The sequence below is a fragment of the Legionella sp. 227 genome (assembly GCF_043161935.1).
Classification (GTDB): domain Bacteria; phylum Pseudomonadota; class Gammaproteobacteria; order Legionellales; family Legionellaceae; genus Legionella; species Legionella sheltonii.
In genome coordinates this window covers 3,793,098-3,806,899 of the sequence record NZ_CP171154.1, presented here as the reverse complement: position 1 = coordinate 3,806,899, position 13,802 = coordinate 3,793,098, and the positions used below count along the sequence as shown (strand labels likewise).

Here is a 13,802-nt window from a genome sequence, read left to right as displayed (position 1 = left end):
GTTTCATCCTAAAAGAGCAGGACTTGAAGCCTTATGGTCGGCGGTAAGTCCTTATGGTATGGAACAACTAGTCCTTTTTTCGTCGGTATCCAGTGTTCTCCCAGAGCTTGCAACAGGTGTAGTTGATTATGCTTTGAGTAATTATTATTTAAATGCTTTTGCCCAAGCGCATGCTGGACAAGTATTAAGCATTACTTGGCCCGCATGGAGTGAATTTAGCAAAAATGCAGAGTCCAGTAGCAGTTATCAGCGGAGCCAACTCGGAAGTTATAAAACCGATGAGGCGCTTGCTTTACTCTCAACTTTATTAGAAAACGAAACGGTTTCTTCGGTCATTATGCCGAGTAAGAATAAGCTTTCTCCAGCAACACCTCGAGCGGATCAGAGTTCATCGATGCAACGAACTATTTCAGATACTTTAAAAATGATCCTCATGGAGGTAATCGGTATCACTGAAGATGAGGTTGCATTGGACAAGAGTTTTGCCGAATATGGAGTTGATTCCGTTCTATTAATGACTTTATTAAAAAAGATCGAAGCAGTAATGGGCTTAATGCTTCCTGCCGAAGTGATTATTGAACATCATTCGCTTGTTCGATTGGCATCACACATCCAGAAACTAAATGGATTATCACGTGAAACGTTGATTAAAACTGATGCAGCGCACGATCTTCAAAAAAGCACTAAAAAAATCGCAGTTATAGGCATGGCATGTCAATTTCCGGGTGCTAATAATGTGCAGGAATTTTGGAATAATTTACTAGAAAGTACCATTTCGGTTACTCCAATTCCTAAGGAGCGAGTCGATCGAAATGAGTATGCTTCTGTTCATGGCGGTTTTATTCATGAGAATGCATGGGGAACCGCGCTTAATTTTGGGTTTTCGGAAAAACATCAACAACAAGTTAACCCATTAGTGACTCGTGCATTGGCATTAAGCCAAAAAGCAATTATTGATGCTGGGTTGACACAAGAAACAATTAAAGGAATGAATGCTGGTGTATTTGTGGGAACTCGTGCTGATTTTAGTGCGGATCAGGAGATCAATCAGTTTACGATCATTGGCCAGGGACAAAATTTTATTGCAGCGCATATCAATCATTTTTTTGATTTAAGTGGAACTGCTGAAGTGGTTGATACGGCGTGTTCTTCTTCTTTAGTTGCTTTAAATCATGCAGTTTCTGCATTGAAATCAGGAGATATTGAACTTGCTTTGGTCGGAGGCATTGATGGTTTAATCAATACAAGGCCTTTTGCTTTAATGGATGCGGCTAAAGCTTTATCACCTGATTTCAAGTGTCGGCCTTTTGATGTTCGTGCTAATGGAATCGTATTAAGTGAGGGAGGAGGGTTTGTTGTTTTAAAACCTTTGGAACATGCGTTAGCTGATGGAAATAAGATTTATTGTGTTATTGAAGGAATCGCGGTTAATAATGATGGGAATACGATGGGTTATACTACACCCAATCCAAAAGCCCAGCAAAGAGTAATTCAAAAAGCATTAAATAATGCGGGATTAACACCACAAAATTTAGATTACGTTGAAATGCATGCGACCGGTACCGAATTAGGTGATCCTATGGAGTTGCAAGCATTAACTCATGTTTTGGGAACATCGCATAAAAAATGTGTTGTGGGTGGTGTGAAAGCGAATATTGGTCATACTTTAAGTGCTGCAGGAATGGCTGGGTTTATAAAAGCGGCATTATGCGGTTACCATCACTGTTTGGTGCCTCAACCGGAACCAGTGACGCCCAATCCTCGGTACGATTTTGCCAACTCACCATTATGTTTGTTGGATGAACCTCAATTTTTAGAACGTCATCGAACTCATTATTTTGGAGTAAGTGCCTTTGGTTTTGGTGGAACAAATGCTCATGTCGTTCTCTCAAGTATGATGCAAAAAAATTCTGTCGTTTTGCGACATGAAGAACAGTATTCAGAAACAATGGATGAATTTTTTGATGTCGAATGTATTTAAAATTAAATTAACAGCTGATAATTATTTGGTTGCCGATCACCGTATTGATGGGATACGCGTGCTACCTGGTATCGCCTATTTGGATATTATTTCTCGCTGTTTCGAATCGGAGTACTACGAGCTCACCCAAGTCACCTATCCTCATGCAGCCAAGGTGCTTGAGGGGGAAACGATTATTTTGTCTGTTGTTTATGATTCACAATACCAAACTGTGGAAATTTATCATCAAGAGAATGATAAAAAAATTATCCATTTTAAAGCAGCCATAGCGTTTAAAAGACCCGATTTACCTGAATCAATTGTATTGCAAACTGCTGAGACACCAATTCATTCAATGAATACTCTATATAGTTTAGCGCGTGCTTCATTTATTGAGCATGGTGAGTTTATGCAGGTTAGTGGAACCACACAAATCAATGCATCATCGATTGCGATGAAATTGACTCTTAGCGCCAAGGCTCATCCTTATTTATCGCGCTTTTATTTACATCCATCCTTATTGGATGGTGCTACGTTTGCTATAGCCGCTCTGCATTTTGATGAAGTGGCACATGCGGGGCCTGATGTGAGTTATTTACCTTTAGGAATTGATCGGGTGCGTGTATTTGCGCGAGTGACAACGCCCACTTTAGTCGTTAAGGCTGAAGTGATACCAACTCACCATGAGTCGTTAATTAAATGTCGAATTCATTTATTGACACCTGATGGAGATTTAGTAGTGGCTCTTGAAGGATTAACCAATAAGCGATTTCAGCGCAAGCAGTTTGCGCAGCAAGTCATTCAGAATCCTAGGGACTCACAGCAAATTGTTTCCGGAGATACTCAGAACAAAATTAAGGCGCTGATAAAGAATAATTTACAGGACGCGCCTGCAGTTTTACCGCCACATGTTTCTTTTTTTGATTTGGGATTTGATTCCAGTAGTTTAATTGCTTTAGTCGATGTATTGGAAAAACAATTTAATTTGGACCTCTATCCTACTTTATTGTTTGAACAAAATACTTTGGAAAAATTAACAGCATATATTGATTCTCATGGCGCTTCTGCAGCATCCTCCAACCGGGAAATTTCTTTAAAAAATGCTGATTATGCACTTTATGTTCCAACAAGAACTAAAATAAATCGGGGTAGCAATAATAAGCAAGTGTTGGTTATTCTTGATCAGTTTAACTATGAGCAGGCACTTGACTTTTTGCAGGAGAAAGCAAAAGAAGCTTGGATAATTTACGATACCCGCTATTATCAAACCGAGCTTGATTTGCAAACAATTTTAAATCAACTCGCAGAAACTTTTTCCAAATTTGTCCGTTGGTCACAAGGTCCCTTATCTCTTGTTGTTATCAGTTTATCTTCGAAACACCCGAATTTAATTGAATCAGTTTCTGCTTTTTTTTCTTGTCTCGTTAAAGAATATCCTCGTCTCAATTATTCGATTTTAGTGAGTGACGAGTGTGTTAAGGATCCTGTTGGCTATTTGGCAAATAGAAATGAATGTGTTTATCTTCACCAAGACCAATTTTATGCCAAAAGTTATATCAAACTCGATTCTCCATTGATCCATTCGTCTATCAAAAAAGGGGGAAGTTATTTAATTGTCGGGGGTAATGGCGGATTAGGTCGTTTACTCACTCATTATTTTTGATTGAAAAATATCAAGCCCAGATTTATGTGATTGGTCGCAGTGAGCAAATTGTTCCTGATGTGCGTGTGACCTATTACCAATTGGATGTGAGTGATGTTGAAGCAGTTAATGAGTTTTTTAACAGCCATAATTTCCATATAGATGGTTTGTTTTATTTAGCAGGTGAAAAACATGATTGTTTGCTAATGAATATTCGACCAGAAGATATTGAGAAAACACTGCGTTCCAAATTGGAGGGTTTGCGTGTTATTCACCATGCATTACAACATAATTCACCTGATTTCTATTGTATTTATTCTTCTTTATCAGCGGATATTGGTAATCTTGGACAAAGCATTTATGCCGCGGCCAATGCTGCTTTAAATGCCTATGCTTGCGAACAAGAACGATTACGTCTCACAGGAAAGCATACCTCTCGATTTATTAGTATCAGCTGGCCTTATTGGTTAGAGGGGGGGATGGAAATCAACCCGAGTCAATTACAAAAACTTAAAGAAGAATATGGAACTTTACCTTTAGAAACACCTGATGCTTTTGTTTTATTAGAACAGGCATTGAACGCTCATGTTCCTCATGTAGTGATTGCTAATTCGTCTTTGTTAGCTCATCGAATCGTCAAATCGAATGATTATCGATTCAATCAATTACCTCAATCTGAGCCACCTAGCTCTTATGGAGCACACATCAAACAAAACAATCGTCATCCTGAATCCAGTCGAGGATCTTCTGTAAACAAGGAGATGTATCACTACGTTCGAGATGACCTACGTCTTTTAGAGTCAACTGAAGTCGCTGAGCAAGACATAGCGATTATCGGAATTTCATTACAATTACCTGATGCTGAAAATTTAGAAGCGCTTTGGAATAACTTGAAAACGGCCAAAAATTCAATTACGAAAGCACCGAGAAATTGGCATTATACTCCTTATCTCTGGGGTGGGTATTTGAACGATATTGCTGGTTTTGACCCTTTATTTTTTAATATCTCGCCACGAGAAGCCGCATTAATCGATCCGCAAGAACGTTTATTTTTGGCCAATGCTTGGCATTGTCTCGAAGATGCAGGTTACGCGCACATTAATGAGAAAAAAATGGGTGTTGTTGCTGCATCAATGTTTCATCTTTATCAAAATTATGGTGTGGAACAATGTCAGCAAGAGCCCGACTTAAAGCTCCCACAATCTTTAGGCGCAAGTATTGCAAATCGTGTTTCTTATACGCTGAATTTAACAGGCCCAAGTTTTTCTCTGGATTCCATGTGTTCTTCTTCATTGACTGCCATTGATTTAGCATGTCGTTATTTGGCTAATGATGAAGTAGATGCAATGTTAGTTGGTGGGGTAAATCTCTGTTCTCATCCCTATAAATTGGCATCCTTGGTGCAAAATAAATTCTTATCTTCAACAGGTAGAAGCGCACCATTTCAGGAATATGCCGATGGTTACGTACCCGGGGAAGGAGTTGTTGTTCTTCTTTTAAAGAAAGCAAAGAAGGCACTCGAGGATGGTGATTCCATCTATGCGTTAATTAAAGGATTAGCGCTGAATCATGGAGGTATGAGTAGCGGATTTACCGTACCTAATGCTCAAGCCCAAGTGAAAGTGATTCAACACGCTTTGACCAACGCAAAGATTAGACCAGATCAAATCGATTATATTGAGGCACATGGAACCGGAACATCTTTGGGGGACCCTATTGAACTTGCTGCACTAAGGGAAGTATTTGGTAACCGTTCTGCAGAGAATCCATTATATGTAGGATCTATAAAAAGTAATTTGGGGCATTTGGAATCTGCTGCTGGCATGGCCGGAATTGCTAAACTCATTGTGCAATTCCAAGCTCAGGCATTAGCTCCTTCAATTCATGCTTTGCCATTAAATCCAAGATTAAATATCGATGACGTACCGATTAAGATATGTACTGAATTCGTACCTCAGCAAAAACTTCGTTTTGCTGGTTTGAGTAGTTTTGGTGCAGGTGGGAGTAATGGGCATTTAATTTTACAAAATTTCTCCCATAACCTTTGTGTAAGGTCCAAAACACACTATAAAAAACAAAATTATTGGTTCTCACATTCAGAAAAAATTATGCTATATTGCTTTCAGTTGGATAGGGAGCTTTGCGCATTGGAGCCGATCTCTAAGTTTGATGAGATTTGTCAATTAGATAATGGTTCTCAACAGATGTTTTTTAACCAAGCAACGTCCGGCGTTTCGTTCAATAAAGTAGCAATTTTTCTTGCCGTAGCAGACAAGGAATTGGATCGTCTTATTGGATTACTCAATCAATGCATCTCTGAAAATCCAGAGGTTCAATTTATTTTTATTCATCAAAGTCAGAGTCATTGGATGGAGTTACATGCACTCATGATGTCCATGCCCAAGCTGCTTAAGCATTATTACAAGAATATTTTGATTCCTCATTTAACGAGTTTATCAAGTTCTGAAGTGGTGAATATCGTAAGTAACGAAGCACATCAGTTCGACCATCGAATGATTAAGTATGATAAGACCAGGTCTACTTTTGCTTTAAACTTAATTAAAACGAATAATCAATCATTACCTTTATTCCCTGGAGCACGAGTTGTAGTATTAGGTGGTTTGGGCTCTATTGGCTATCAATTTTGTCAGACTTTAATTGGTGTTGGCATTTCTCAGTTTGATATTATTGGACGAAGTGAGCTTGATTCCAAACGTCAACACATGATTGATGCTTTAAAAGGACAAATTCATTACATCCAACATGATTTTTCAAATCCATATCCTACTAATTCTTTTTATGATGTCATAATTAATTGTCTTGGGATTATGCCTGGTAACAGTGCAAATGAAGTAGCACAACGACAACGACTGCATTTTCATTTAAGCCAATTCATTCAATACCATCATCCCCAAAAATTAATTAGTATTTCCTCCTTGTCTGCTCTAGCTGGATTTAGCAAGCAAGTAGATTATGCAATTTATAACGCTTCTTTGCTTGGATTAAATGCCTACTGTAAAGAGCATGTGTATGTTTACTTACCCTTTGTAATGACGAAGTCAACTCAGTCATCGGAGGAGTTGAACTGGTTAGCATGGAGTAAGGACAATCAAGGTTTAGAGCCGTTAAGGGCAGATGACTTAAGCCTTATTTGCCGGCAGTTATTAACGTTACCAGCCGGTGAATACATCCCGTTTCAGGGGAACCCCAAGCAATTTCATCACTATTTAACTCAAGAATGTTTTAATGTTCCTCTGCAGAAATTACAGCAAGGGCGTTCCTGGAATAAAGATCATTCTTTACATGAACTAATCGAATCAATCTTAGGGATTTCCCCTCAGCACATTAAATCGGAACAGACTTTCTATCAATTGGGATTTAATTCATTGACCCTCACTGAATTAACGGAGGCAATAAGCAAACACTATGACATGCAAATAAATCCCAATCAATTTTTTGAATTCGAGACGATAGGAAAATTAGAGGAATATGTAACTACTCACTCCTCATTCAAACCTACGTTCCGCGGCTTGTCCGCGGAATCCAGTGATGAGGTTAGAACTGTGGAGCCCACGGACAAGCCGCGTGACGTCGATGAGGTGAGAGCAATTACAAAAAGCATTTCTGTTTCTTCTCCATTAAATGCCCTGGAGCCAACCTTATCAAATGTTGTTATTTGTGGTTATTATTGTTCTTTTGCTCAATGTCCTACCCCAGAAGACTATTGGTACTCCTTATTAGCAGGGAAAGATTGTACCCAGATGACTCTGCAGACGCGTTTTGATAATAGGAAGAATGACTCAATTAAGATGGGCTTTATTAACCATTTTGCAGATTTTGATTTTGCTTTTTTTGATCTGAATTTGGAACAAGCAAAATATATGGATCCCCAGCAACGAAAGTTATTAGAGCTTTCCTGGCATATATTGGAGCAAGCAGGTGTTTCACCGCTCTCTTTGAAAGGTAAAAGCATCGGTGTGTTTGTTGCCATTCAATTTGATGACTATGCGCGCTTATTGGATCGCAGTCAGTTAAGTAGTCTTTACCAAATTACAGGTTGTGCCAAGACTTTTGCTGCAAATCGAATTTCACAGTTTTTTGACTTCCATGGGCCAAGTGAAACCATCGATACTGCATGTTCGAGCAGTTTCTCCGCTTTAAATCGTGCAGTACAGGCCATTAAGCAAGGTGAATGCGAGTCCGCTCTTGTTCTTGGAGTTAGTTTGCTTTGCGATGTAAAAACACTTGAATTAACTGCTCAGTTAAATGTTCTTTCTCCAACGAATGAATGTCGACCTTTTGATGCCCAAGCCAATGGTTATGTCAAAGGAGAAGGCTTGGCTGGTGTTTGGTTAGTAGGAGAAGATTTGGCTGTAACGCAAAAGTTACGTATCGAAGCCAATATAAAAGCAATTCAAGTCAATCACGGGGGGCATTCACAATCATTGACCGCACCTAATCCTTTAGCGCAAAAACAATTGCTATCCCAAGTATATCAGAATGGAATATCAATTGATGAAATCGATTATTTTGAAGCACATGCTACGGCAACTCATTTAGGTGATCCTATTGAATTTTCAGTCTTAAATGAGTTGTTCTCATCACGAGTAAAACCACTTTATATTGGTTCAGTAAAGAGCAATATTGGCCATACAGAACCTGTTGCAGGACTTGCCGGTGTGATTAAAGCATTGTTGATGCTCAAACATCAAATGATTCCACCGCAGGTAAATTTTCAGGAAGTTAATCCTTTCATTCGACTTGCAGAGAGTCCATTCCATATTGCCAGTCAAGCCGAACCGGCTTTGTTATCCACGATCGCAATTAATAGTTTTGGTTTTGGTGGCAGTAACGGTCATTGTGTTTTAGCGCGCAATAACCCTTTGCCAGAACAACTACCTAATTTATCTTATATTCCAATCAAATTATCTGCAAAGACTGAAGATGCTCTAGAAAAAAAGACAGAGCAGCTTCTGGATTATTTAAGTGCTTTGAACAATAACATAAGCCTGACTCAATTAAGCTTTACCCTAAATGTAGGAAGAGCTGATTTTGCTTGTCGTAAGTTCTTTATTGTGGAAAACCTTGATGATTTGATAGAGCAATTAAAATATGGTTCTGATTCTATAGCCCCTCAATATAACCATACTTTAAGCGAAGAAACTCTTCTTGAATTACAGCAGTTACCCAATCAATTAAAAGATTATTTGAATAAGCTTGCCTATGCCTATCAACAGGGGCAACTGATTAATTGGCAACGCATTTATAAAGGAATTAATGCCATTCCCCTTGCGTTACCTGTTTATCCTTTTGCAACTCATTATTGTTGGTTTGAAGAGCAAGAGAAGCTAAAGTCAATCAATAAAGACCTAAGGTCTATAGAATGTTATGAACCAATTTGGAGCAAGAAAAAGGTTGCGTTCCTTGAGCTTGACAGCTATCAGTATGTCGCTATTTTTTTGACAAGGGCGCAAGAGCCATTAGTAAAAAATGCAGTACAACAAACACAATATAAAGGACATATTTATTTTGTATATGTCGATGACACAGATTCAGTAGAGCAGGGCATGCAATGGTTGAAAGAATACTCTTGCGAATTGATTTATTACTTTGCAGGGATGTGTGACCAAGAGATCAATCCTGATTCCTTGCTTTATTCTCAACGCTATGGAATGGCTGGCTTTTTAAATTGTATTAAAAAGTTGGACGAACTGGGTTATAGCGAAAAACCCTTAAAACTCTATGTATTCAGCAATAATGCTTATGGACTAAAGCAATCGACGATTAATCCCTATGCAGCAAGCCTACATGGTTTAGCTCAATCCTTAAAAAAGGAATACCCATCCTGGTTTATTGAATGCATTGATCTTGCAGGTAATACCATTATCCCGCAAGCGTTTACTGTGTCCTATCAAGGCCAGGCTTATCCTTTAGTTTTGGCAGATGATGGAGTATGGCATCGACAGCTTAAAGCACTGAATCTCTCTTTAAATCATTCGATACCGAGTCATGAAGTGATTGTGCTTATTGGTGGAGATGGCCAAGTAGGAAGATACTTGGTTCCTAAGTTTATTGAGCGTCAACCGCGAGCGCTATTTATAGCCAGTCGTAACACGGTGCCAAGAACAGAAGGAATACTGCACTGGCGAAGAGTAGATTGTACTGTTGCCGATGAAGTGGAGTCTTTAATTGACGAGGTGATTCAAAATTATGGAGCAATAGATGGTCTTTATCATTTGGGTGCTTCTTATGCAGAATCCCCAATCAATTTATTAGGCTATGAAGACTATTTGATGCAGATGGGGGCTAAGGTATTAGGAACTTATCATTTGATCAATGCATGTCGTCGCCACGAAGTGAAGCAAATTGTAATGACATCCTCAGTGCAAGTTTATACACAAAATAAAAACAGGGGTGCTTATTCAGCAACATGTTTTTATGCTGATGCATTAATTAATGCATTGCATTGCGAGAAAATAAAACGTGTTCATTGGGGATTTTGGCAGCAAGAAGATGAAGCTGCAAATCAACTAATGCGTGCTTCTGGTATTTCACCAATCACCGCAGAACAAGGTGATTACTCACTGCAATTAGCAATATCCTCGAACCAATCCAACCTGAGTTTTTTCAATGTTTCAGAATCAGTTAAAGCGATGATGCCGATTTGTTGGGATGCCTTGGCTCAGGAGAATGAAGAATTACTCCTGTTTAATCAGGGATTACATGAGTTAGAACATTTTTGTTTTCATTTGATGAAGCATCACTTAATGACCCATGGTGTTGTTTGGAGTCAAAATTATTTGGGGCAAGGAGTATGCAAAGATTATGAAAAATACTATTTTGCATTGATCAACCGCTTGAAAGATTTTGAGCAGAAACATGTTCCTGAAAATAAACATCAAGTTAAATCTGATGCTGAATTGCTGCAAGACCATGTGCAATTAATTAAAAAATACCCACAAATTAAACCTTTTGTTCAGTTACTTACAGTGTGTGCGGCACAGTTTACTGAAGTGGTCACAGGACAAAAAACCATACATCAAGTCATGTTTCCTTTTGGACGAGATGATTTGGTCCGTGCTATTTATCAAAAAAATCTTTTGGCAAGCCATTACAATCAAGCCATTGCTTCCATAGTTAAAGAAATCGTTGCTACACGTCATCATCGAGTTGATGTTCTTGAATTAGGAGGGGGGACTGGTGCAACTACGGAAGCAGTATTAACTCAATGTGCACATCAGATTCATTACACGTTCAGTGACATCAACCCTCAATTTGTTGCTCAAGCTAAAGACAATTTCTCTGAGTATGCTGGTGTAGAAACGTGTACTTTAGATATCAATAAACCCGCGATGAGCCAACAATTTGATCTCATTATTGCAAGTAATGTATTGCATACGGCAGATGATATTCGTCAATGTCTGATGAATATTATTCCATTGCTTCGTGATGAGGGAGTGCTTATTATCAATGAAGCAACTGAAAACAGTTTATTCCTTGCATTTACCTTTGGCTTATTTAAACAATGGCATTCCCAAAAAGATGAATACCGTATTTCCGCGAGTGCTTTGCTCAATGTGCACACCTGGCAAAAACTACTCCTCGAAATGGGGTTTGCAGTGGATGACTATGTGATGCCCAAAGAAATCAATCAATCGATCTTTATTGCAAAATTAAAAACACGACTTAGTTACAAGGAAGGGATACAAGAAACGTTGATTCCTCAAAAGGAAACTCCGTTGATTTTACCTAAAATTGCAGGCGCAGATAATGAGTTATTGACACTTTTAGCCAGACATGTAAATTGCGCTACCGCAAATTTAGATTTAAATAAATCATTAACAGATTATGGTTTTGATTCATTAGCGGCAATTCATTTGGCAGAACAAATTAAATGTGAGTTAGAGATCAACATTTCACCTACCGTATTACTTGAAAATGTTTCTTTATCACAACTTATTAATACTATTGAAAAGAAAAAGGAAGCGGTTTTATGTTAAGTAACGAAGAATACACTGAAGTGAGGAAGTCACTGAACTTTAAACGGCGATTGACAAAAAGCCTCGGTTTTCTGATTGCTGATATGGTGTTGCTTTATGCTGCTGTTGTTTTTTTAGGGAAGAACAGCTTATTTTTTTATTGCTTAGGGGAAGTTTGCCTGGCGATTTTATTTCTGCATAATTTCATTTTACTCCATGAGTGCGGCCATAACACTTTATCCAGTAAATCCTGGTTTAATGTAGTCCTTGGTCATTACAACAGCATTTTTTGTTGTATGCCTTTCTATCCATGGAAAATCATTCATGAAGAGCATCATAAATGGACTGGGCATATTGATAAAGATCCCGTATTCGAATTATTGAAACAAGCAAAAATAAGTAAGAAGCTTCCCTGGATTTTTCATGTAGGGTGGAGAACTTTTATCCCTTTAAATGTGTTTTTTTTGCATCTCGTTTATTGGACTTATCCACTTAAGCTCTTAAAACAAAAAAAATTATCTCGAATGATGTTCCGACAATGTTTGTTCTCAGTACTCTTTTTGTTTTTTACTTATGTACTCTTGAAGTGGTGTTTCCCAAACTTTTTAACGTTTAAAAATCTATTTCCAGCGATTTTGTTGTATGGGGTACTTTGGGAAACGTTGTCAACACCACAGCATTTAGGTTTGGAACCCACGCAACATCGACCTACATTAAAAGAACATGCTCTAACAACCCGTAGTACCTGGTTTCCACGATGGTTGCAACATTATTTATTTTTAAACTTTGGTTATCATGTGGAACACCATTTCTTTCCCGCCTTGCCCTGGCATGAATTGGAAAAAGCACATTTGAAAATTAAACCCTTGTTAAACAATGAGTATCAAATGGTAACGGGCGGCGTTTGGAACATTCAAATGCGTCGCCAGAATATGGAGAAGGCGATTGGAGTCCATGATGATTAAGATTTCGGAAAAAAATGATCTCGAGCTTCGAGCACTTGAGGCTGCATTGCGTTTGGAGAAACAAATAGTTGTTGGCGATTTTACGGCAGAAGATCGGACTCTGGGGCACTACATTGATTATTTAGATTCAGCGATTTCTTATGTCACTTTATGTGCAAAAAGGGATGCCAGTTTGGTGTTATGGGATAGTAGTGCGCTGGTTGAACATTGTGCCGACCATTTTATTTTAAATGTTCATTTAAAATTGTCTTTTGACGATGTAGCACTATTTTTTGATGTGAAAAAATTAGAGCTATGGTGTGCACAAAATTGTATTACTTTACATAAAACTAGAGATGAAGCGCATTTAACTAATTATTTTAACCTGTTTGATACCCATCGCATCACAGGTGAACTGATGGTATCTCCAGTTCTTTATTTTGCTAAAAATCCATTTGTTAGTCTTCAAGCAGATGAGGATCTGATTTCTCGGTTATTTAAGCTCAAGCCCATTGTATTAGCAGTCAAAAAAAATCAGATCATTTGTTTTGATAAGTATCATTATCAAATGGCGTATCACCCTGATTTTAATTTTATACGAGTTCATGATGTACATTGAAGTGATTAAAACGCAACGATTTAAATTTATAAATTATTGCCCCGTTGTTGTGGATAGTGAAAATAATACCTGTATTTTTATTGATCCTTCATGGGAAAAAAAGAAATTTCAGGATTTTGTAACCCAAAATAATTTACGGGTCATTGCGATATTATTAACGCATCATCATTTAGACCATGCGCATTTGGCGAATTATTTTGCCAAATATTACCAATGTCCTGTGTATATGAGCAGTACAGAGATTGCATATTATGAATTCCAGTGCCATAACCTTAAGCCGATTTATCCTTTACAAAACACCATTACTATTGAGCGTTTTCCTAGCATTATTATCCATCAAACGCCGGGCCACACTTTTGGGGGGCTTTGTTTTCAAATCGATAACGCGCTCTTTACGGGTGATACTTTATTCAATGAAGGTTGTGGTTTTTGTCATAGTAAAGGTGGGGATGCAGGCATAATGTTTGATTCCCTGAATTATCTGAAAAAAGTGATTCCCGATGAAGTGCTTGTATATCCAGGACATCGTTATCATCATGATTTGGGACAACGTTTTGTTGAAGTAAAAAAAATGAATATCTATCTAAACATTGAAGATCGCAATGAGTTTATTGATTTTCGTTCTAGAAAAACTAAAGGCTTATTAAATTTTAGGTGA

General features: G+C 38.1%; 6 protein-coding genes (1 of these 6 only partly in view). All 6 read left to right on the top strand.

Annotated features, from left to right (window positions below):
- Tightly spaced (each overlapping or abutting the next), the 6 genes in view from ACF8MK_RS16520 to ACF8MK_RS16495 form a layout consistent with a single transcriptional unit that may run on beyond the window.
- A protein-coding gene (locus ACF8MK_RS16520) for a beta-ketoacyl synthase N-terminal-like domain-containing protein (protein WP_392537578.1) crosses the window boundary here: on the top strand, positions 1 to 1,981 show its 3' portion. It extends 5,576 nt beyond the left edge of the window; 1,981 of the gene's 7,557 nt are visible here — the last part of the coding sequence; its start codon lies off the left edge, out of view; its stop codon occupies positions 1,979 to 1,981.
- Complete coding sequence (locus ACF8MK_RS16515) at positions 1,965 to 3,623, top strand: phosphopantetheine-binding protein (protein WP_392537577.1); 1,659 nt, start codon at positions 1,965 to 1,967, stop codon at positions 3,621 to 3,623. Before ACF8MK_RS16520 ends, ACF8MK_RS16515 begins: the two co-directional genes overlap by 17 nt.
- Positions 3,620 to 11,602, top strand: a complete 7,983-nt coding sequence (locus tag ACF8MK_RS16510) for an SDR family NAD(P)-dependent oxidoreductase (RefSeq protein ID WP_392537576.1) — start codon at positions 3,620 to 3,622, stop codon at positions 11,600 to 11,602. Before ACF8MK_RS16515 ends, ACF8MK_RS16510 begins: the two co-directional genes overlap by 4 nt.
- Complete coding sequence (locus tag ACF8MK_RS16505) at positions 11,596 to 12,546, top strand: fatty acid desaturase family protein (protein ID WP_392537575.1); 951 nt, start codon at positions 11,596 to 11,598, stop codon at positions 12,544 to 12,546. The genes ACF8MK_RS16510 and ACF8MK_RS16505 overlap by 7 nt, the downstream gene beginning before the upstream one ends.
- Entirely contained in the window at positions 12,536 to 13,144 is a 609-nt protein-coding gene (locus tag ACF8MK_RS16500; protein WP_392537574.1) for a hypothetical protein, read from the top strand. Before ACF8MK_RS16505 ends, ACF8MK_RS16500 begins: the two co-directional genes overlap by 11 nt.
- Positions 13,131 to 13,802 (top strand): MBL fold metallo-hydrolase, encoded by a 672-nt coding sequence (locus ACF8MK_RS16495; RefSeq protein ID WP_392537573.1) that lies wholly within the window; start codon positions 13,131 to 13,133, stop codon positions 13,800 to 13,802. Before ACF8MK_RS16500 ends, ACF8MK_RS16495 begins: the two co-directional genes overlap by 14 nt.

What these genes read in the sequence shown, in the direction of transcription:
- ACF8MK_RS16515 (WP_392537577.1), top strand. Translation starts at nt 1,965, where the DNA reads ATGTCGAATGTATTTAAAATTAAATTAACAGCTGATAATTATTTGGTT.
- ACF8MK_RS16505 (WP_392537575.1), top strand. Translation starts at nt 11,596, where the DNA reads ATGTTAAGTAACGAAGAATACACTGAAGTGAGGAAGTCACTGAACTTT.
- ACF8MK_RS16500 (WP_392537574.1), top strand. Translation starts at nt 12,536, where the DNA reads ATGATGATTAAGATTTCGGAAAAAAATGATCTCGAGCTTCGAGCACTT.
- ACF8MK_RS16495 (WP_392537573.1), top strand. Translation starts at nt 13,131, where the DNA reads ATGATGTACATTGAAGTGATTAAAACGCAACGATTTAAATTTATAAAT.